26 protein-coding genes are annotated in these 20,153 nt (G+C 62.0%); 22 read left to right on the top strand and 4 right to left on the bottom strand.

What is annotated here, in order from left to right:
- Positions 1–125 precede the first annotated feature (125 nt).
- From AC6I6U_RS27010 to AC6I6U_RS26995, 4 genes are all read right to left on the bottom strand, one after another.
- Positions 126–410 (bottom strand): phage antirepressor KilAC domain-containing protein, encoded by a 285-nt coding sequence (locus AC6I6U_RS27010; protein ID WP_497879037.1) that lies wholly within the window; start codon positions 408–410, stop codon positions 126–128.
- A gap of 10 nt (positions 411–420) precedes the next feature.
- Complete coding sequence (locus tag AC6I6U_RS27005) at positions 421–999, bottom strand: hypothetical protein (RefSeq protein WP_497879036.1); 579 nt, start codon at positions 997–999, stop codon at positions 421–423.
- On the bottom strand, positions 996–1,253 hold the full coding sequence (locus tag AC6I6U_RS27000) for a hypothetical protein (RefSeq protein WP_497879035.1): 258 nt from the start codon (positions 1,251–1,253) through the stop codon (positions 996–998). The genes AC6I6U_RS27005 and AC6I6U_RS27000 overlap by 4 nt, the downstream gene beginning before the upstream one ends.
- A gap of 79 nt (positions 1,254–1,332) precedes the next feature.
- Positions 1,333–2,112, bottom strand: a complete 780-nt coding sequence (locus tag AC6I6U_RS26995; RefSeq protein WP_497879034.1) for an XRE family transcriptional regulator — start codon at positions 2,110–2,112, stop codon at positions 1,333–1,335.
- 107 nt (positions 2,113–2,219) lie between these two features.
- Here AC6I6U_RS26995 and AC6I6U_RS26990 point away from each other — a divergent pair, with 107 nt between their 5' ends.
- The 22 genes from AC6I6U_RS26990 to AC6I6U_RS26885 all read left to right on the top strand — a co-directional run bounded on the left by AC6I6U_RS26990 (position 2,220) and on the right by AC6I6U_RS26885 (position 20,146).
- A complete protein-coding gene (locus AC6I6U_RS26990; RefSeq protein WP_497879033.1) occupies positions 2,220–2,510 on the top strand; it encodes a transcriptional regulator in 291 nt (96 codons plus the stop codon).
- A 335-nt stretch (positions 2,511–2,845) separates the two neighbouring features.
- Positions 2,846–3,364 (top strand): phage regulatory CII family protein, encoded by a 519-nt coding sequence (locus AC6I6U_RS26985; RefSeq protein ID WP_497879032.1) that lies wholly within the window; start codon positions 2,846–2,848, stop codon positions 3,362–3,364.
- Entirely contained in the window at positions 3,357–3,584 is a 228-nt protein-coding gene (locus AC6I6U_RS26980; protein ID WP_497879031.1) for a TraR/DksA C4-type zinc finger protein, read from the top strand. The genes AC6I6U_RS26985 and AC6I6U_RS26980 overlap by 8 nt, the downstream gene beginning before the upstream one ends.
- A complete protein-coding gene (locus AC6I6U_RS26975; protein WP_497879030.1) occupies positions 3,574–5,790 on the top strand; it encodes a VapE domain-containing protein in 2,217 nt (738 codons plus the stop codon). The genes AC6I6U_RS26980 and AC6I6U_RS26975 overlap by 11 nt, the downstream gene beginning before the upstream one ends.
- Complete coding sequence (locus tag AC6I6U_RS26970; RefSeq protein ID WP_497879029.1) at positions 5,783–6,145, top strand: PA0613 family protein; 363 nt, start codon at positions 5,783–5,785, stop codon at positions 6,143–6,145. The genes AC6I6U_RS26975 and AC6I6U_RS26970 overlap by 8 nt, the downstream gene beginning before the upstream one ends.
- Positions 6,146–6,661: 516 nt before the next feature.
- Positions 6,662–7,006, top strand: a complete 345-nt coding sequence (locus AC6I6U_RS26965; RefSeq protein ID WP_497879028.1) for a phage holin family protein — start codon at positions 6,662–6,664, stop codon at positions 7,004–7,006.
- A 195-nt stretch (positions 7,007–7,201) separates the two neighbouring features.
- Positions 7,202–7,804, top strand: a complete 603-nt coding sequence (locus AC6I6U_RS26960; RefSeq protein ID WP_497879027.1) for a terminase small subunit — start codon at positions 7,202–7,204, stop codon at positions 7,802–7,804.
- A 4-nt stretch (positions 7,805–7,808) separates the two neighbouring features.
- Positions 7,809–9,854, top strand: a complete 2,046-nt coding sequence (locus AC6I6U_RS26955) for a phage terminase large subunit family protein (protein WP_497879026.1) — start codon at positions 7,809–7,811, stop codon at positions 9,852–9,854.
- Position 9,855: 1 nt separating this feature from the next.
- Positions 9,856–10,062 carry a phage head-tail joining protein gene (locus AC6I6U_RS26950; RefSeq protein WP_054064802.1) on the top strand — a complete coding sequence of 69 codons (207 nt, stop codon included), beginning with the start codon at positions 9,856–9,858 and terminating at the stop codon, positions 10,060–10,062.
- The gene (locus AC6I6U_RS26945; RefSeq protein ID WP_497879025.1) at positions 10,059–11,540 is read left to right on the top strand and encodes a phage portal protein; all 1,482 of its coding nucleotides are present in this window, start codon (positions 10,059–10,061) and stop codon (positions 11,538–11,540) included. Before AC6I6U_RS26950 ends, AC6I6U_RS26945 begins: the two co-directional genes overlap by 4 nt.
- Positions 11,537–12,688, top strand: coding sequence for a head maturation protease, ClpP-related (locus tag AC6I6U_RS26940; RefSeq protein ID WP_497879024.1), 1,152 nt, complete (start codon positions 11,537–11,539; stop codon positions 12,686–12,688). Before AC6I6U_RS26945 ends, AC6I6U_RS26940 begins: the two co-directional genes overlap by 4 nt.
- Complete coding sequence (locus AC6I6U_RS26935; RefSeq protein ID WP_054064799.1) at positions 12,685–13,032, top strand: head decoration protein; 348 nt, start codon at positions 12,685–12,687, stop codon at positions 13,030–13,032. Before AC6I6U_RS26940 ends, AC6I6U_RS26935 begins: the two co-directional genes overlap by 4 nt.
- Before the next feature lie 61 nt (positions 13,033–13,093).
- Entirely contained in the window at positions 13,094–14,089 is a 996-nt protein-coding gene (locus AC6I6U_RS26930; protein ID WP_497879023.1) for a major capsid protein, read from the top strand.
- Positions 14,090–14,091: 2 nt separating this feature from the next.
- The gene (locus tag AC6I6U_RS26925; protein WP_497879022.1) at positions 14,092–14,406 is read left to right on the top strand and encodes a head-tail joining protein; all 315 of its coding nucleotides are present in this window, start codon (positions 14,092–14,094) and stop codon (positions 14,404–14,406) included.
- Positions 14,403–15,068 carry a hypothetical protein gene (locus tag AC6I6U_RS26920; protein WP_497879021.1) on the top strand — a complete coding sequence of 222 codons (666 nt, stop codon included), beginning with the start codon at positions 14,403–14,405 and terminating at the stop codon, positions 15,066–15,068. Before AC6I6U_RS26925 ends, AC6I6U_RS26920 begins: the two co-directional genes overlap by 4 nt.
- Positions 15,058–15,567, top strand: coding sequence for a hypothetical protein (locus AC6I6U_RS26915; RefSeq protein WP_497879020.1), 510 nt, complete (start codon positions 15,058–15,060; stop codon positions 15,565–15,567). Before AC6I6U_RS26920 ends, AC6I6U_RS26915 begins: the two co-directional genes overlap by 11 nt.
- Complete coding sequence (locus AC6I6U_RS26910; RefSeq protein ID WP_497879019.1) at positions 15,564–16,124, top strand: phage baseplate assembly protein V; 561 nt, start codon at positions 15,564–15,566, stop codon at positions 16,122–16,124. Before AC6I6U_RS26915 ends, AC6I6U_RS26910 begins: the two co-directional genes overlap by 4 nt.
- Before the next feature lie 52 nt (positions 16,125–16,176).
- Complete coding sequence (locus AC6I6U_RS26905) at positions 16,177–16,425, top strand: hypothetical protein (RefSeq protein ID WP_497879018.1); 249 nt, start codon at positions 16,177–16,179, stop codon at positions 16,423–16,425.
- Between the two features lie 5 nt (positions 16,426–16,430).
- The gene (locus tag AC6I6U_RS26900; protein WP_497879017.1) at positions 16,431–16,757 is read left to right on the top strand and encodes a GPW/gp25 family protein; all 327 of its coding nucleotides are present in this window, start codon (positions 16,431–16,433) and stop codon (positions 16,755–16,757) included.
- On the top strand, positions 16,754–17,638 hold the full coding sequence (locus AC6I6U_RS26895) for a baseplate assembly protein (RefSeq protein ID WP_497879016.1): 885 nt from the start codon (positions 16,754–16,756) through the stop codon (positions 17,636–17,638). The genes AC6I6U_RS26900 and AC6I6U_RS26895 overlap by 4 nt, the downstream gene beginning before the upstream one ends.
- Positions 17,638–18,249 (top strand): phage tail protein I, encoded by a 612-nt coding sequence (locus AC6I6U_RS26890; protein ID WP_186680640.1) that lies wholly within the window; start codon positions 17,638–17,640, stop codon positions 18,247–18,249. Before AC6I6U_RS26895 ends, AC6I6U_RS26890 begins: the two co-directional genes overlap by 1 nt.
- Positions 18,242–20,146: a phage tail-collar fiber domain-containing protein gene (locus AC6I6U_RS26885; protein WP_497879015.1), complete on the top strand. Its 1,905-nt coding sequence runs from the start codon at positions 18,242–18,244 to the stop codon at positions 20,144–20,146. Before AC6I6U_RS26890 ends, AC6I6U_RS26885 begins: the two co-directional genes overlap by 8 nt.
- The last annotated feature ends 7 nt before the right edge of the window (positions 20,147–20,153 follow it).

Genomic DNA, 20,153 nt, shown 5'->3' with positions numbered 1-20,153 from the left:
TTGGGTGGTTCCAGTAGAGGAGGCAGTGCTTTTTGGTCAGCTCGCGCAGATGTTCCGGCACGTCGAGCAGTGCGGCGTTGCGCTGCTCGCGTGTCGGAAGGGCTACGATCTGGCGGGCGTACTCCCTAGGCCACGTCACGGCGATCTGCCGGGACGGCAGGAAGGTCGAGGCCAAGCTGCTTGGCCAGCCATGGGATGCCGGCTTGCCGCACCCGGGTGGACTGGCTGTACTGCATACCAAAGGTTTCGTGGTACCAGCTGCTGTCCTTGACGCGCAGGTACTCGCGGTCGCGGACGGGGAAGGCAGGTAAGTTTTCCTCGTTCAGCAGGCCTTTCTCGCGCATTAGCGCCATGAGCTTTGGGCGGGTGGTGCCGAAGTACCTGGCGGTTTTCTGGAGGTCGCGGTCCATGTCGTCCCCCTTATGCCGCGTGCGCGGCCGGCGTAGCGGCTGCTGCGAGGTGGTCGAGGGATTGGATCAGGCGTTTGTATATCTCGATGTCGCTACCGCACACGGTGAAGCACTTGGTGCGGGGGCGCGAGTTGCCGATGCTCATGATCGTCGTGACGCCGGTACGGGTCTGGTTGCGGTGTACGGCGACGTTGATCGGCAGTGCGAAGCCGAGGTCGAGGCTCGCCGATCCGCCGCGGCTGATCAGTTCGAACACCTGTTGCTTGTGTTCGATCTCAAAGTTGCCGTATTCGCGTTCCGCGTGGGGCAGCTCGGCCGGCGTGACAGTCTCGGCCGGCCCGTTGACGATCTCTTCAATGAAGTCGGCCAGCTTGAGGTGCATCTTCGGGCTGTTGGGCAGGGTCAGCGTGTGGTGTTCGCTGCCGAGCATGACGCCGAAAGTGGTGTTGGCCTCGTTGTGTTCAACGGCGAGGCGGAACGATACCACCTGGCGTTTCGGCTCAGACCTGAGCGTGTGAGTGAAGGTCTCGGTCAGGCACGACTGGGCTTTCAGCAGGGACAGCGTGCGGTTGTTCAGTTTGAACTTCATGCTGCACGGCCTCCGTCGTTGGGATCGAACGGAGCAGGCGCCGAGCGGGTCAGGCGTTTGTGTTTGCTGGCGATGAAGGTGCAGCCGGATTCGCGCGCCAAGCGGCGAATCTCGAAGATGCGTTCAATCCCGTAAATCGCAGGATGGGCATGCAGGGTTGCAACGGTGCTGCAGTCGCTGTTGGGGTTTACTGGCCGGCGATTTGTGGCCGAGGATGCGGCTGGATGGATGTGGAGTATTGCGGTGGTGTGCATGGTGTTGCCTCGCTCTGTGGTGGAAGAGTGAGGCAAAAATAACCTAGGTTTTAATTTGTAGCAATAACCTAGGTGTTAATTAGGTGATGAGCGACGAGTTTATCGGGTTCAGCGTTGACCACCAGAAGACTCTGCCGATGATTTGGATGCGGTTCTCCATTACCTGCTCGAAGGTGTAGTCCTCGTCTGCATACTCCTCGCGGTTGTAACTCCGAAGGCGGAGTCCACCGGGAATGCGGTAGAGGAACTTGATCCTCAACAGGCCGTCGTGGTCGAGGGCGTAGACCTGGCCGTCAAGGATCTTGGTCATCCCTTTGTCTATACCTAGGGTTGCTCGATCCAGGATGAGCGGGTGGTTCGAGTTGCCTGTGTTCGTGGCGCAGGCTGCATTCGTTGGGTCTATGCCGGCTTTGCGCAGGGTGTAGCTGGAGAAGCGCACCTTGCGGCCTTCGTCAATCTGAACGGTCGACTTGCCCAGCCCTGAGGCTATCTCAACTTCTTTGTAAAGCGGCAACGCGACCTCATCGTCATCCATGGGGGTAAGGTCGTCCCAGGGCGAAAGCTCGCCCAGGACGAAGGGAGTACCGTCTTTGGGGCGTAGTCTGTAGTTACTTACGCCTGCTTCTGGGTTTTGGGGTGTAGTCCCTAGTTCAAGCCAGTCCACGTCGACCTGTAGTGCGCGGGCAATCGCTGGCAGGAAGCGGCTTTTTTGAGATTTTCCGGAGCTGATTTTCTGGATGCTGGCCTGAGAGCAGCCTGCGAGCGCGGCCAGGGCTTCCTGGCTGACGGCGCGTTCTGACATCGCGTGGTTCAGGCGTTCAGCGAGCGTGGGGAGCTGAGATTTATCTAAGTAGTTCATGGGCTCAGGTTATGACCACGGTTATAGAATGTCCAACAGCCAGGGTTGTTGACGAATTAAACTTTAGGTTATAGTCTGCCGGTCAGTTACTCGTTTGAGGTCTGTCCATGTCTACAAATCACCTTGATCAAAGCAGCTCAACTCCTGAGGCTATTCCTCAGGGTCAGGCCGCTCTGTTGCGGGTCCTTGAGGCCTGCGGCAACAACCAGTCGGAACTGGCGCGCCGGTGCAACGTGAAGCAGCCCCATGTCTGGAAATGGCTGAAGGCAGGCCGGGTTCCAACAGAGCGTGTTCATGCTGTGGCTCGTGCTTCCGAGGGCAAGGTTCTCCCTCATGAGCTGCGCCCGGATCTGCCTGACCTGTTTCCTGCGCCAGGGTTCTGCGCTGTTGCAGCGTAGTGCTTAGAAAAAAGGCGACCCAAAGGTCGCCCAGTTTCCCCCGACTCGCGCCACCACAGCGTTGTCGGGCCGCGATGAAGGTCGGCATGCACACCACATGCAAAAGCCGCCGATCTTTACCGCGTATGCCAAGGCACGGATGCCTTGGGTTGCTGCTCTCTCCACCACAGATCGGGCAGCTGTTGCGCCAGGGGTGAGCGACGGATCGCTTGCCTCGGCACGGTGCCGGTTTTGATCTTGCGGATCTGGCCGGCGTTTGGGCCTCTTCAAGCCACGCGGCAAATGTAACACCACTACATGTCGCGCGGCACTGGCAACTTACAAGGATTAATGCCATGAGCCGTATTGCTCTGCACAGCGTTGATCGAGCCAAGCGGGAAGTCCTGCCGCTCGATCTCGCGCTTTACCATGCCGTCCGTGACTACCCGGGTGGCGCCGCCGCTATCGCTGCCACCACCGGCCGCAACGCGACAACCCTGCAGCACAAGCTGTCCCCGACCCACCCAAGCCACTCCGTGAACATTCAGGAGTTCGGTGAGATCCTCGAGCTGACCAAAGATCGCCGCATCCTCGATGCGGTGCATTCGTTGGTCGGCGACACCATGTGGCAAGACCTTTCCGACACCTACACCGGTGACATGCCGGAGACCTTGACCACCGGCATTGCTGCCTACTTCCGCCAGGTCGCCGATCTGGCCGACACATGGGCGAAGAGCATCGGCGACGGTGTTGTATGCGATCAGGAGCTGGCTCAGATCCGCCTGCAGGTGTTTCGTGGTATTCAGGGGCTGCTCGGGCTGTACAACCGCGCTTCCTACGTGAACCAGACGACAAGGGGGGCGAACCGTGGCTAATGAAGCTGACTTCGCAAACGACCTTGTGCAGGAGCGCCTCGACCAGGCACTTGCCTCGCGTCTTGCAAACTTGCCTTCCATTGCGGCGCATTCCTTCCTGTTCTGTGAGCGCTGCTCTGCGCCGATCCCTGAGGCCCGTCGCCTTGCTATTCGCGGCTGCACCTTCTGCGTGACCTGCCAGGGCATCAACGAACTGCATGAGGCCCGCCATGCTCGATGAGGTTCTGAACCAGTTCAGCGACTACGGTCTGGACCCCAAGCTGCCCTTGGTGTTCGGCAAGCTGACCCGCTGCAAGTCTGGTGCTGACAAGGGCACGGAAAAGAACGGCTGGTACGTGGTGCATGAGCACCGCACGGAGAAGGGCGAGACGCTAATCTTCGGCAGCTTCGGTGACTGGCGCTCGGGTGAGACGCAGAAGATCAAGGTCAAGGCCGGCAAGATGAGCGCCGAGGACCGAGAGGTCTTGCGCGCCCGTCAGGAGGAGGCCAAGCACAAGGCGGCTGAGGTAGCGGCCAACGCGGCGCGCCGAGCGGCTAGCCGTGCTGCTGGTATGTTCAAGCGTATGCCTGAGAATGGGCGCAGTGCTTATCTTGATCGGAAGCAAATCGTCGGTTTTCGTGTTCGCTATGCACCCCGTTCGGGGGCGGTGCTGGTTCCGATGTGCAACGCCCGCGACCAGATCGTCGGCCTGCAGGTGATTTACCCCGAGAAACAGGAAAGCACCGGGCGGGATAAGTCCTACTGGCCGGCGGGCATGTCGAAGGAGGGGGCTTTCCACCTTATAGGCCCGGACCCAAACCCTGGCGAGCCGATACTTGTGTGTGAAGGCTATGCGACCGGCGCGAGCCTGCATATGGCGACCTCCTTGACGGTCGCCATTGCCTTTGATGCGGGAAACCTCATGGCTGTTTGCAAGGCTATGCGTGAGCGCAGGCCAGGCCGCCCAATCATCATTTGTCGCGATGACGACTGGAAGACCAAGCGCCCCAACGGCGAGCCCTGGAACCCAGGCGAGGAGAAGGCCAACAACGCCGCCACAGTTGTCGGTGGCCAAGTCGTGCCTCCAGTGTTCTCTGGCGATCGCGAGGACAAGTGGACCGACTTCAACGATCTGCACTGCGCCGAGGGATTGGACGCTGTCCGCCGCCAGGTGCTGGCGGTCGTTCGCCCACCAGCAGCTGGTGGCTGGAAGGACCAACTGGCCAGGACCGAGACCGGCATGCTGATCGCTCACATGCAGAACGTCGAGCTGATCCTCGGCAACGACGAGCGCTGGGCCGGCGTGATCGGCTTCAGTTCGTTCAGTTCGAAGATCGTGAAGCTGCGGGCAGCCCCGTACGGCGGTGGTACCGGCGACTGGGTCGACATTGACGACATGCTTGTGATGAGGTGGCTCGCGCAGCAGTACAACCTGCGCGTAAAAGCCGGCAGCGTGATTGAGGCGGTCAGCGTTGTGGCCCACGACCACATGTTCCACCCTGTTCGAGAGTACCTCAATAAGCTGGAGTGGGACCGGGTGAAGCGATTGGACACCTGGTTGACCGACATCATGGGTGTTGAGCTGAACGACTACAGCTCCAAGGTTGGTAAGCGCTGGATGATCTCGGCTGTTGGCCGTGTCATGAAGCCCGGTTGCAAGGCCGACTGCGTGATGATTCTTGAGGGCGCGCAAGGCGCTGGTAAATCAACTGCGATGTCGGTACTCGGTGGCGAATGGTTCATGGATACCCCGTTCACCCTGGGCGACAAAGATGGCTTTCAGGCGATCCGTGGCAAGTGGATCGTTGAACTCGGTGAGCTGGACAGCTTCAACAAGGCTGAATCACTCCAGGCCAAGCAGTTTTTTGGGGCGTCGACCGACACATACCGCGAGAGCTACGGCCGCAGAACGCAGGACGTGCCACGCCAGTGTGTTTTCGTGGGTACGACCAACCAAGACGAATACCTGAAAGATGCTACTGGCAACCGGCGTTATTGGCCTGTGGCATGCACAAAGGTCAACCTTGAGCAGTTGCGGGAGAACCGCGACCAGTTATGGGCCGAGGCGATGCACTGCTACATGTCCGGCGACATCTGGTGGGTCAACCCTGATGAGTCTCCGCTGTTCGCAGAGGCTCAGGAGGGGCGGTTCGTGGTCGATGAGTGGGAAGGGCCGATTTTGAAATGGCTCGAAGAGTCTCAAATAGGTGAGACCACAACCGGCAGCGAGATCCTGCAGGGTGCCCTCAAGCTGGACTTCGGTCATTGGGGCAAGCCAGAACAGATGCGGGTTGGTGCGATCATGCACCGGTTCAAGTGGCGTAAGGTCCGTCAGGCAGCTCTACCCAAGAGCGGTGTCCGGCCGTGGGCCTACAAGAAACCGGCCGACTGGGGGCGTAATTCGCAACTGGTGGTCGAGCGATTCGAGGAGCCTTGCTTTGATTAGGGAGGTCGACGCTTGGCTGCGTGCTTGGGCCCAGGATCTGCACAGCGAGTTCACGAAGGGTGGGCTGGCCGGCGGCAACATGGTCGCGATGATGATGGAGAGCAACGGCCAGTTGATCCGAGGGCGCCGGGCTTTCCGTGCCCCGCTGGAGGGCCCGTTGGATATCGAGCTGATAGTGACCAAGCATATGCCGCAGCACCTGGTGACAGTCGTGTACGAGCACTACTGCAACTTCGATGCGGACATGCGGCTTCGCTATGCCCATTGCGGGTGCGGCCGCCAGGCCTACTACGATCGCCTGCATGAGGCGCATCTCTTCATCTGGGCGAAATGGCACGGGCTGGAGGCTGCGTGATCCTCGATCTTACTCCGTCTGCTGCTGTCCTACTGGCCCGACCTGTCCCACTGCAATTCAACGTAGCAGGACTGGCGCGGGCCGCGTTGCTTCTGGCCTGTCCTACTGTCCTGCCTTCCTGTGTGTCATGCACACATGAGCGCAGCGCAGATGCATACGCGCAGTCGCGCGCACGCGTGTTTTAAAATTTTCCTCTTTACGCGAGAAAAGGATAAATAAGGTAGGACAGTGGGGCAGAGCCCCGAATTTAGGCGTCTGTAGCTGTCCTACTTCGACAGGAACAGGTTAGGCAGCATGGACAGCGCCGCAGGCGCTGGAAGCCGGAACTGAGATATTCACCGACATTGCCGGGACGTTCACCAGACATTCACCGGGTGGCATTAAAACGGGGTTGCTGCCACCGGAATCGACCTGTAAAAAGTAGTCATCTTCGATAGGTGCGACCGCATGATGCGGCAGGCACTCCACACCAAACCCGGCCATTGCGCCGGGTTTTTGCGTTTAAGGGGCAGGAGAATGACGAGCGAGCAGCAAGCGTTGATTGAAATGCCGATCTGGATGGTGATCTTGCTGGCGATGATCGGTGGGGTATCGGGGGAGGCATGGCGCGCGGACAAGGACGGCATGCGCGGGTGGCCGCTGATGCGGCGCCTCGCACTTCGCTCCGGTGCCTGCGTTGTCTGCGGGTTGTCGACCATGATGCTGTTGAACGCCGCCGGGGTTTCGATCCTGGCGGCGGGCAGCATCGGGTGCATCACCGCGATGGCCGGCGCCGATGTGGCGATCGGGCTCTACGAACGCTGGGCGGCGAAGCGCCTGGGCGTCTGTGATGTGCCGCCGGTCGATGGCGGGCAGGGCTGATGGGCTGGAGGCCACGTATTCCGTGGCTTTCAGAGATTTGCACCAAAAAAAGGCGCCGGGGACCCTGCCAAAGTGGCCCGGACACGGGACCGGGAACCCGCGGGAAAGCGTTAGCGAACGGGTTGCCAGCTTACTGAAATTCAACCCGTTGAAATTGAAAGGAATCCATTGAAAAGCCGTTGAAAAGGAGGGCTTATGGCAGATTCTTTGTACCTGTCAAAGAGCGCCTTCGCGGCGCGAATCGGTCGGTCGCCGAGTTACATCACCTGGTTGAAAAACAACAACCGCCTGGTGATTGCGCCGGATGGCAAACAGATCGATGTACTGGCGACCGAGGCACTCATTCTTGAGACCGCCGACCCTAGCAAGGCCGCTGTCGCGGCTCGCCACCACCAAGAACGGCTCCAGCGGGACGTTTACAGCCAACTCTCGACCCTCGCCGAGCCGACAAACACGGCTGCGCCGCAGCCAGTTACTCCCAGCGATGGCCGGCAGCCGGACTTCCAAAAAGCCCGAGCGCTGCGCGAACACAACCTTGCGCAGATGGCCGAGATCGAACTGCGCAAGGTCAAGGGCGAGTTGGTCGAGGCTGCGGCGATCAAGCTGGCGGCCTACAGCAACGGTCGTTTGCTGCGCGATCAACTGCTGGGCCTTTCGACCCGGCTGGCCCCGGAGCTGTCCGCCATTACGGACCCCTGGCAGATCGAGAAACACCTGACGGCGGCGATCCGCCAAACGCTGGAGGACGCCGAGCGGCTGTCCACGGCGGATCTGGAACACACCCTTAACCCGAGTTGACCCTATGCATACGGAAATCCCCGATGGTGCAGAGGTGTACCGCGAGGCGTATTTCCGTGGGCTGCGTCCCGACCCTGATCTCTGGATCGACGAATGGGCCGATGAGTACATGCGCATTCCCCGGGACACTGGCGCCGCTGAGCCCGGTCAGTACCGTACGGCGCGGACACCTTACGCCCGTGAGCCCATGCGCTGTCTTTCGCCGGCACACCCCTGCAAGCGTGTCGTCACCATGGTGGCCTCGCAGTTGATGAAAACGCAGATCGCCCTGAACTGGATCGGCGGTCTGATCCACATGGCTCCGTCCAACATCCTCACGCTGCTGCCGAGCCTGGGGCTGTCGAAGCGGGTGTCGGCTCGTATCGGCAAGACCATCACGGCGACCCCGGTGCTGCGCGAGCGCGTGGCGTCCAGCCGGTCCCGTGATGCTCGCAACACCATGGACACCAAGGAGTTCGAGGGCGGCGCCCTGTATGTCACCACAGCCGGCTCGGCCGCCAACCTGGCCGAACTTACGGCACGGTATGTCTACGGCGATGAGGTCGACCGTTGGGAGGTCGACGTTGGTGAGGAGGGTGACCCGGTAGAGCTGGCTGAAACCCGAGGCAGTAACTTCGGGCGCAACGCTAAGTTCTACTTCTCCAGTTCGCCGACCATCAAGGGCGCCTCGCGGATCGCGGATCTGTTCGAGGTCAGCGATCAGCGTTACTACTACGTCCCCTGTCCGACCTGCGGGCACTACCAGGTGCTGGAGTGGGAGCGGCTGCACTACAGCAAGGACTTCAGTGTGGTGCATTACGAGTGCGCTGCAGCTGACTGCGACGTGATGATCGAGGAGCACCAGAAGGGCGACATGCTCGCCCGTGGCGAGTGGCGGTCACACTCTCAGGGCGACGGTGAGACGGTTGGTTTCCACCTCAACGCGCTGTATGCGCCGCTCGGCTGGCAGGATTGGCCCTCGCTCGCCAAGCAGTTCGAGCGGGCCAAGAAGGCCCAGGCCAAGGGCGATCTGGAGCCCATGCAGGTGTTCTACAACACGCGCCTTGCGCGGGTGTGGGACAGCGCCCAAGAGCAGACCAAGGCGAGCGCACTGCGCGACCGGGCGAAGCTTGAGAACTACACCATGGGCAGTATGCCCGCTGGTGTGCTGATGCTCACCGCTGCCGTGGACACTCAGGACAACCGCCTGGAACTGATGGTGGAAGGCTGGGGCGTCGGGATGGAGCGCTGGGTGGTCGATCACCAGGTGATCTCGGGTGATCCGGCAGACGAGCGCACCTGGGCGGCGCTTGATGAGCGGCTCAAGGTTCGCTACCAGCATCCTTGTGGTGTTGGCCTGGCGATCCTCGCGACAGGTGTCGACTCCGGTGGTCACCACACTGACGAGGTGTACCAGTTCTGCCGCCTGCGCCGTTGGCGCAACGTCTTCGCCCTCAAGGGGGCGAGTAAGCCCGGCCGGCCAGTGATAGCCCAGCGCCCATCAATGGTCGACGTGACATGGAAGGGCCAGACGGAGCGCAACGGTGCTGAGCTGTGGTTCGTCGGTACCGACACCGCGAAGGACTGGATCTACAACCGGTACCAGTTCGAGAGCGGGCCCGGCGCCGTGCACTTCCCGAACGACATGCCTGATGACTTCTTCGATCAGTGCGTGGCCGAGCGCAAGGTTGCCCGCTATGTGCGTGGCCACAAGCGCATCGAGTGGACCAAGGGCAAGGGCGAGCGCAATGAGGCGCTCGACCTGCAGGTGTACAACCTGGCGATGGCCCATTACCTGGGTATCAACCGCTATCACGAAGTCGATTGGGAGCGTGCCCGTCAGGCGCTGGCCCAGGCGGGGCTGTTCGATCAGCCGCCCACGAAAACGCCACAGCAGGCCGACGCTGTTGCCGAGCCTGATGACAAACCGGATTTGGACACGGATCAGGATTCAACGCCTGCTGCACCGCCCCCGGCACCACGACCACCGCCGCCACCTCCGGCTACGCCGCGTAGTGCGCCACCACCGCAACGCCGCAGCTCCAGCAGCGGCTACCTGAAGAGACGCTGATATGGCATACACAAAAGCAGACCTCGCCACCGTCGAGCGTGCGATCGCGCGTGGTGAAAAGGTCGTTCGGTACTCGGACCGCACCGTCGAGTATCGAACGGTCGACGAGTTGATCAAGGCCCGCGACCTGATCCAGTCCGAACTGGTGAAGGCCGCCGGCCCGCGTTCGCGTGTGACTCGCCTCTACCATGGGGGCAAAGGACTATGAGCGGACGTTATATGTCCCTCGGCCGTTCGGGCATCTTGGTGCCTGAGCGGATCAAGGCCAGCTACGAAGGCGCCGCCGAGGGACGGCGTTCATCGGGGTGGGACGCGCCGGACACCGGCGTGAACAGCCTGATCATGCCGGCCTTGCGCAACCTGCGTTCTCGCTCCCGCAGCGCGGTGCGCAATGACCCGTACGCGGCCAACGTCATCGAAAAGCGGATCAGCAACCTGATCGGCACCGGCATCACGCCGCATCCCCAGCTCGCCGACAAAGAGTTACGCAAGGCCATGCAGGTGCTGTGGGAGGACTGGGTCGATGAGGCTGACGCGGATCAGCTCACCGATTTCTACGGCCTGCAGGCCCTTGTCGCTCGTACCGTGGAGCAGTCGGGCGAATGCTTCATCCGCCTGCGCCCGCGCCGCCCGGAGGATGGCTACGCGGTGCCGCTGCAACTGCAGTGCCTGGCGCCGGAGTTCGTTCCGCACGACAAGTTCGAGGTGGCCCGCTTCGGCAACGTCATCCGTGCCGGGATCGAGTTCAACAGCATGGGCCGGCGGGTGGCGTACTGGTGTTACCGGGTCCACCCCAGCGACAAGTCCTCGCTGAATGTCGGCTACAACCAATTGGTGCGTGTCCCTGCTGAGCAGATGCTGCACATCTTCGAACCGTTGGAGCCGGGTCAACTGCGTGGTGTGCCGCGCCTGGCTCCGGTACTCAAGCGCTTGCGCAGCCTGGACAACTTCGATGACGCAGTGCTGTTCCGGCAGGAAGTGGCCAACCTGTTCGCGGGCTTCGTTCGCAAGCCCGTGCCGGATGGGCGGCCACAGCTCGACCCCCTCACTGGGGCGCCCTTAGACCTCGACCGAGATGGCTTCACCCCCATGGTGGGGTTGGAGCCCGGTACGGTGCAGGAGCTGGGGGCAGGCGAGGAGATCGAGTTCTCTGACCCACCGGACGCGGGCAACAACTACCGCGACTTCATGCGGCAGCAACTGATGGCCGCTGCAGCCGGCACCGGCTTGCCGTACGAGTTGATGACCGGCGACATGCAGGGCGTGAACGACCGCGCGATCCGTGTGGTGCTGACCGAGTTCCGGCGTCGGCTAGAGCAGCTCCAGTTCCAGGTCTACGTCCACCAGTTGTGCCGTCCTGTGCGGCAAGCCTGGTTGGACATGGCTTTCCTGGCCGGGGCGCTCGACCTGCCGGACTACTCGCAGCGGCGTCGTGAATACCGGCGGACCCGCTGGGTGCCACAAGGCTGGGCCTACATCCACCCCGTGCAAGACGTCCAGTCTCGGCAGATGGAAATCGCTGCCGGCTTTACCACGCGCAGCGAGACCTGTTTGCGCAACGGTACCGATGCCGAGGTGGTGGACGAAGAGAACGCCGCCGATCTCGCCCGGGCGCAGGCTCTGGGTATCAAGTACAGCACTTTGTCGGCGGTCGAAGACGATCCCGACGAGAAGGAGAAACCATGAACCCCTTGAAACCAATCCGCATCTTCAACAAGGCGCCTGCGCCTCAGCCGGAAAACGAGCAGCACTGGTACCGTATCAGCGCCGCGACCAAGGCTGAAGGCGCCGCTGATGCCGAGCCGGCGCCGATCGAGATCTATATCTATGGCGAGATCGGTGGCTGGGGCATCACCGCCAACCAGTTCCTCCGCGATCTGAAGGCGATCGATGACGGTGTCTCGCCGGTGCATGTGGCCTTCAACACCAACGGCGGCGACCTGTTCGAGGGGGTGGCCATTCATAACGCGCTGGCCCGCCTGGGCGAGCGCTGCACCGCCCGGATCGATGCCTTGGCGGCCAGCGCAGGCAGCGTTGCGGTGTGCGGCGCTCACCGCGTGGTGATGGCGTCGAACGCGATCCTCATGATTCACAACCCCTACACCTGGATCGAGGGTGACGCCGATGAGTTGCGACGGGTGGCCGATGTGCTCGACCAGGCGTTCGAGGTGATCATCGCGGCTTACAAGGCCAAGTCGCCCGAGATCGACGAAGCCGAGCTGCGGCGCCTGGTCAACGATGAGAGTTGGCTCACCGCCCAAGAGGCCCTCGACCTCGGGCTGGTCGATGAGATCGGCAGCGGTGTGCAGGTGCGGGCCTGCCTGGGCAATGGCGCGGCCATGGCTCGGTACCAGAAAACCCCGCAGCCGTTGCTCGATCAGTTGGCCGGCAAGCCACCAGCAGAGAATCCGGCAAAGCCGCCTGCAACGACCAAGCCTGACGTTGCTGACTCCACGGCCCTGGCGCTGATGATCACCCAGGGCTGCGCAAAGGCCGGTATCGGCAACCTGACTGAGACGCTGATCGCGTCGACGAAGCTGACTGACGCAGCGACGGTACAGGCCGCGATGAAGCAGGCCAAGGGCGTACACGATCTCTGTGTCGCGGCGCGGCTGCCTGAGCTGACGAAAGAGTACGTCGCTGCCGGCCTGGACGCTGATGCGGTGCGGGCGCGGTTGTTCGAGAAGATTGTCAGCTCTGGTAAGGGCTTCGAGATCAACAACGCCTTGCCGCCTGCTGACGATGAACAACCGCCGGTCAAGGCGCAACTCCCCAACCCATCCAGTATCTGGGCTGCCCGCCGGCAGGCCACCAATAAAGGAGCACGACCATGAGCAACATCCAACAGGAACCGGTCCACGCCGGTGAGTTCCTGCTGTCCGAGGGTGCAGGGAAGATCTCCCGTGAAGCCATTAGTGTCGCCGCTGGCCCGGCTCTGGTTGCGGGCCAACTGCTGGGGCTGGTCACGGCTACCGGCGAGTTCGCCGCCTACAACCCTGCCGCCGAGGACGGTACCGAAAACGCCGCCTGCATCCTCTTTGCCCCGCTCGGTGAATCGGACACCTCACGCCGGGGGCGCGCTGTCGTACGGTTGGCTGAGGTCACCGAGGCGCTGCTGACGGGCGTCGATGTTGATGCCGAAAAAGCACTGGCCGCGCATTTCATCATCTTGCGCTGATCTGACCCTTCCTTCCTCCCAGCCCCGCCTTGAGCGGGGTTCTTACTTTCTGGAGTACCCCATGGCTGAGATTGCCATTTTTCAAGACGATGCTTTCAGCGTTGCAGCCCTGACCGCCGCCATCAACGAGCAGGAGTACGTGCCGGGCCGTCTGGCCGCCCTCGGCCTGTTCCGTGAAGAGGGCGTCCCGACCCTGACTGTCCAGCTCGAAAAGGACGGCGACACCCTCGCGCTGGTGCCGGCGGGCGAGCGCGGTACCTCTGGCCTGGTGGTAAGCGGCAGCAAGCGCAAGCTGATCCCGTTCAACACCATCCACCTGCCGCAGCGCTTCTCGATCAAGGCTGACGAGATCCAGGGCATTCGTGCGTTCGGTGCCCTGACCGAGTTGCAGGCCGTTCAGGCCGTGGTGAACAAGCGCCTGAGCAAGGCTCGCAGCCAGTTGGATGCCACCCACGAATTCCATCGTATGGGCGCGCTCAACGGCAAGCTGCTCGATGCCGATGGTGAATCGGTGCTGCTGGACATCTACAAGGTGTTCGGCGTGCAGCAGCAGTCACTGCCGATGGGGCTGAACAACCAGGACACGAACATCCAGGCCCAGTGCGTGGACGCGCTGGACATGCAGGAAGATGCCCTCGGCAACGTCACCACCACCGGCGCCCGTGCGTTCTGCGGCAAGACGTTCTGGAAGAAACTGATCGCCCACCAGTCTGTGGTCGAGACCTACAAAGGCAGCCAGCAGGCCGCATCGCTGCGCGGTGACGGCCGCGAGTCGTTTGACTTCGGTGGTATCAGTTGGGAGCGTTATCGCGGCAAAGTCGGCGGCAACGCCTATGTGGCCGACGATGAGGCCCGCTTGGTGCCCGAGGGCGTCTCGGATCTGTTCCTGTCGATCTACGCGCCGGCCGACTACATCGAGACCGTCAACACCGAAGGTCTGCCGTACTACAGCAAGATCGAGGAGATGCCATTCGGTAAGGGTGTCGATGGTGAGGCGCAGTCCAACCCCTTACACATCTGCACCCGTCCTCGTGCCGTTATCCGCTTGACGGTCTGATCATGGCCTTCCGGGACTTGATCGACGATGTCGACGACACGGTGTTTGATGTCCTGGGCGATCGCGCCCTGATCGAGGGCCGAAAAGTGCACGGGATGTTCTCCGCACCTTGGCTGCAACCCAAGCTGGGCCGAATCACCACCGCGTTGCGTGAGCCTCACCTGGTGATCCGGGTGTGTGACAACGCCGGGGTGGAGATCCGGCAGAAGGTTGTTATCGATCTTCCGGCAGAAGATGGCGGCGGTACCTACACAATTGCGAGCATCGAGCCCGGCGGTGATGGGCTCGTTGCCCTGGTGCTGAGGAAAACGGCATGAGCGTAGGCAGCTATCACCGGCAAACGGTCAGTGAGGGGATGATCTTCCTGCAGGCAAATCCCCAGCAGGTCGCCCAGTTCGACGAGTTCGCGGGCTTGGCACCGAAGGCGATCGCGGCAGCACAACGCCGGGCTATCAACAAAACGTTGCGCTGGCTTCGGACGCATGTCGGCCGCTCGGTGGCGGTGCAGGAGCGTATCGCGGTCGCCTCGGTGCGGCAGCGTCTGCGGGCCTATCCGGTCGGCAGCAACGGTCAGGGCCGGCTATGGTTTGGCCTCGACCCGATTGCAGCGAGCCGCGCAGGGCGTCCACGGCAGACCCGGGCGGGTGTGTCTGTGGCTGGTCGCCGTTACGCGGGCGCCTTCTACAAGGCGGTCTACGGCAGTCAGGCGGATATCTGGATCCGCACGGGCAGCAAGCATTTCAGGGAGAGCGACTACCCGAACAGCAATGTCTCGGGTGGTGGTGGCGCCAGTTCGGGCTGGATTGCCGAGAACGGCGGTCGCTTCCCCCTGGCCAAGGCGATGATCTCGCTCGAGGACGTCCGGCGGCATTTTGAGTCATGGACCAATCGGGCCCATCAGCGGCTGCTGGAGGTGATGAGGCAAGAGCTGAACTACGAACTGCAGAAATTCTTGGGGAGGATTGGTAATGGACGATGATCCGATACCACTGGACAGTCTTTACGCGGCCATGGAAGCGCATATCGCCAAGGCTATACCGGCGCTGGCCTATGTGGGGACTATGCCGGACAAGCTCGATCGAGTGCCTCTGCCGGGTGTTGTCATCGAGCTGACCGAGTGGGAGCCAGGTCATGACCCTGGTACTGGCGAGGTGGGGCTGGATGTTCGTTTCGAGGCGCGGGTGATCGTCGCTGGCGAGGAGGAGAATGCGTTGCGCATGGCGGCATTTGCGGCGGCGCAGATCACGATTCTGTTGCGTATGCAGACCTGGGGCCTGGCTGTCGAGCCGGCGAAGTTTGTTCGTGCTGCCCAGGACTGGAGTCGTCCTGAGCTGGATGGTTACGCGGTCTGGATGGTTGAGTGGACCCAGATCATCTACCTGGGCGAGGAGGAATGGCCCTGGCCGATCGAGCCCGGTGGCAAGCCCATGGTGCCTGGTGATGACGGCAACCCGGTCGAGTTGGAGGATCCCGTATGAGTTACGCCTCTGCACAGCATGACCGGATGATCGCTGACCTGGTGCTTCCCTGCTTTGTGGTCGCGGTCGATCTGGAGGCTGGCAAGGTGAGGGTTTCCGATGGCGATGACTGGAGCAGCGCCTGGGTGAAATGGCATTCGCAGGCGGCGGGCAAGGCCCGGCACTGGCGGGCGCCAAGCCTGAATGAGGAGGGTATCTTGTTCAGCCCGAGCGGGGATCCGGCTCAAGGGACCTTCGTGCCAGGGCTGTACGGCAAGGCGGGCCCGCAGGCCGACAACCGTGATCACGTCGAGGTCTGGCGCTTCGATGATGGCGGCAGCCTGGTCTACGACTGGCAGGCCAACAGCTACACCATCGAGTTGCCGGCCGGCACTGTCACGGTCAAGGTCGGTGGCTCCCAGGTTGAGGTCACGCCTGCCCAGATCAGCGTGCAGTCCAGTCAGATCAATCTGGTGGGTGCGGTCACGATCGATGGCACGCTCAACACCACCGGCAACATCACCAGCGCTGGCTCGATCATGGATACGACCGGCAACAGTCCTAACCACAAGCACTGACCTTTACCTATCAACCAGCCCGCCGCGTGCGGGCTTTTTTCTGGAGCATCCCATGAGCAAATCGAGCCCCGTTGTGCCGCCCGATTCGGCAGAGGGCCAGGTAGTGGCCCCTGACACTGTCAGCGCGGCAATCGCCGTCGGCCCCGCGCGTGTCTTTCGCGACAAGGTCTACACCTCGCGCACGCTCGTCATGTCGGACGGCAGCACCATCCCCGTCGCCCGTGGCCGTGTCAGCGCGGCCGACGACGATCAATACGCCTTCCTGAAGGCCCACCCCGAGTTCGAGCCCTTGCAGGAGTAATCGCGATGATCGGAATGGATCGCCGTACCGGCTTGCCCCTTTCCGATCGTGAACACCTGGTGCAGTCGATCGAGGACATCGTGACGACGCCGATCGGCAGCCGGCGACAGCGCCCGGAGTACGGCTGCGACCTTCGCCGCTTTGTCGATCTGCCAGTCAACGAGGGGTGGAAAAGTGCCGTACAGGCCGAGATCGCCCGTGCGCTGGCACGGTGGGAGCCTCGTTTCAAGCTTGAGCGGGTGAGAGTTCTTGCTGTGTTGGGTGGCCAGATCTCGCTGGAGCTGTCCGGTCAGTACATGGGCGATAGTCTGCTGGTGGAGGTGGCCGCGTGAGTATTGTTGATTTGTCGGCGCTTCCTGCGCCGCAGGTGCTTGAGAGTCTGGATTTCGAGGAGGTGTATCAGGCCGACCTCGCCACCTTCCGTTTGTACATGGGGGAGAACTGGACCGCGCAACTTGAGAGCGATCCGGTCCTTAAGCTGCTGGAGGTCGGTGCCTATCGTAAGGTCGGCAATCGGGCTCGGGTCAACGATGCGGCAAGGTCGTTGCTGCTGGCCCATGCAAAGCGTGGTGACCTCGATCAGTTGGCGGCGAATGTCCGCCTGCAGCGCCTGGTTGTCCAGGCCGAGGATCTGGCAGCGGTGCCTCCTGTGGAGCAGGTCCTGGAAGAGGACGATGCACTGCGCGAACGGGTCCAGCTCGTTTACGAAGGGCTGACCACGGCGGGGCCGCGTAGCAGCTACATCCTGCATGCCCGTAACGCCTCCGGCCAGGTTGCAGACGCTGAGGCGCAAAGCCCGTCGCCGGCGGTGGTTGTTGTCACGGTGTTGGCCTTGGCCGGCGAAGGGGTTGCTGGTCAGGATCTGCTGGATACGGTGTACGCGGCATTGAGCGACGAGGATGTCCGACCGCTGGGTGACCGGGTGTTGGTTCAGGCTGCTGAGATCCTGCGGTACCGGATCGATGCCGTTGTGCACATGGCCGGTACCGGATCAGAAAACGAGGCGATTCTGGCCGAGTGCCAGCGGCGACTTGCGGCGTGGATCAACCCCCGGCGCCGGCTGGGTGTCGAGGTGTCGCGCTCGGCGGTGGATGCGCAGTTGCACATCAGCGGTGTGCGTAAGGTCGAGCTGGCCAACTGGGTGGATATCACGCCGAGCCGGTCGCAGGCGGCGTACTGCACGGGCTTCAATGTTGTGATGGGGGAGAGCTGATGGACAGCCTTCTCCCCAACAACAGCACCGAGTTGGAACGTGCCATCGAGGCAGCCGCTGACGAGGTCGTCGAGGTGCCCCTGCGCACCCTGTACAACCCTGACACCTGCCCGGCGCACCTGCTGTACCAGCTCGCTTGGGCCTGGTCAGTGGATCGCTGGGATAACGCCTGGCCCGAGGCGACAAAGCGGGCGGTGTGCCGATCGGCGTTCTTTGTGCACTCGCGCAAGGGCACGATCGGCGCCATTCGCCGCGTGGTCGAGCCGCTGGGCTTTCTGCTGAAGGTCACCGAGTGGTGGCAGACCCAGCCCATGGGCGAGCCCGCGACCTTCGCTCTAGAGGTCGGTGTACTCGACACCGGCATCACGGAAGACATGTACACCGAGCTGACGGCGCTGATCGATGACGCCAAACCGGTCAGCCGGCACATGTCCTCGCTGAACATCAGCCTGCAGAGCCCCGTCACCTGCGTTGTCGGCGTGATGGCCTACGACGGCGACGAGCTTGATGTTTACCCGTGGGAAAATCCCGATATCGACGTGCAGGTGCTGGGCACCTACGGCGTCCACACAATCACGAATGACGAACAGGACGTGTACCTGAATGGTTAACCAAAACTCTATTTTTGGCGGCATGCTGACGAATGCCGGTGCCGCCAAGAAAACCAACTGTGATGCCCTGGGCATCCCCTGGCAGCCGAGTCACATGCTCATTGGCAACGCGAATGACACTGACCCGGTGCCGTCACCCACCCAGACCAAGCTGATCAATCAGGTCTACCGGGCCCCGCTCAATCAGCTGTACGTGTCTCCTACCGATGCGAATGTCTTGGTGGCGGAGCTTGTGCTGCCTCCGGACGTTGGGGGCTGGTGGATCCGCGAGCTGGCCCTGGAGGACATCGACGGCGTGTTCTCGGCCGTGGCGAACTGCGCGCCGAGCTACAAGCCGCTGCTGGTCCAGGGCTCGGGCCGCAACCAGGTCGTGCGGATGCACATCGTCACAAGCAACACGGCGAACATCCAGCTCAAGATCGACCCGGCGGTGGTGTTGGCAACGCGTGAGTATGTCGACACGTCGATCGTCGCGGCGCTGAACAAGCAGGATTTCAAGCATTCGGTGCAGGTGGCCACCACCGCGCCGATTGTGCTGAGCGGCCTGCAGACGATCGACGGTGTCGCGCTGGCGGCTGGTGCTCGGGTGCTGGTCAAGGATCAGGCCGCCGGCAGGGACAATGGGATCTACCTGGTAGCGGCAGGGGCTTGGCCTCGTGCTGCCGATGCCGATACGAGCATCGAAGTCACTCCGGGGCTGTTTGTGCATGTTGAGCAGGGCGCTGTCGGTGGCGACAGCATCTGGCAACTGATCACTGACGCGCCGATCACTCTGGGCACGACGCCGCTTGCGTTCGAGATGATCGCCGGTCGGACAGGCGTTGTCGCTGGCACTTACACCAAGCTGACGGTGGACAGGAATGGTCGGGTCATCGCTGGTACGAATCCGACCACGCTGGCCGGCTACGGCATCACCGATGCCTACACCCGTGGTGAGGTCGACTCGAAGGTCGCCCAAGCGTCCTCGCTGCCGGTTGGCTCGATGGTGGCGTTTCCCAAGGGAACGGTACCGCCTGGTTTTCTGGAGCTGGACGGCAGCGTGCAGAGCATTGCGACCTATCCGGATCTGGCCGCTTACCTCGGCACATCGTTCAACAAGGGCGATGAGGGGGCTGGCAACTTCCGGCTGCCGGAGTCTCGTGGTGAATTCCTACGGGGTTGGGACCATGGGCGAGGTCTCGATGTTGGACGTGAAGTCGGAACAAGCCAGGGTGATGCTCAGCAGAACATCATGGGTTGGGTTGGTGGCGTGCGAGGTGATGCTGCTGCGATTACACCGAGTGGTCCGTTTGCGATTATTTCCGACGCTGGGAACTTCACCAACGGCGGTGGCCTTCTCAAAAACGTAAACTTTGACGCGTCGAGGGTTATCAGGACAGCGGCCGAGGTGCGGCCGCGAAACTTGTCGGTGATGTGGTGTATCAAGGCTTGGAACGCACCCGTCAATCAGGGAAATATCGATGTTGCGGCCCTGGCTGCTTTGGCCGCTCAGGCGACGGAAACCCGGCAGGGCACCGCCAAGGTTGCAACCGCCACTCAGATGTCTGCAGGCTCTGATGACAGCACCATCGTCACGCCGAAGAAACTTCGACTGGGCTTCTCCGTCAGTCTTGCCACCAATGGTTATCTGGTGCTCCCGTCGTGGTTGGGTGGCCTGGTTATTCAATGGGGGTACTACGCGGGTTCTCTCGACGACTTAACGGCGCTCGTCTCCTTTCAGTTGGCCTTTCCTGCTCAATGCCTGAACGTCATCGCTGTGGGTGATGGGGGGCAGTCCGGAGGTGGAGCGTTTGTTGGTGTAGGGGTGCAGAAAATCAGCAAGGAGCAGTTCAGGCTCAATGGCTATGCTACGGGCATGTCGACGGTGGGTTATCACTGGTTGGCACTGGGATACTAGGAGGTAG

The sequence above is a fragment of the Pseudomonas sp. UTLPPB19802 genome (assembly GCF_059730225.1).
This window is presented reverse-complemented; position numbering and strand designations above follow the sequence as displayed.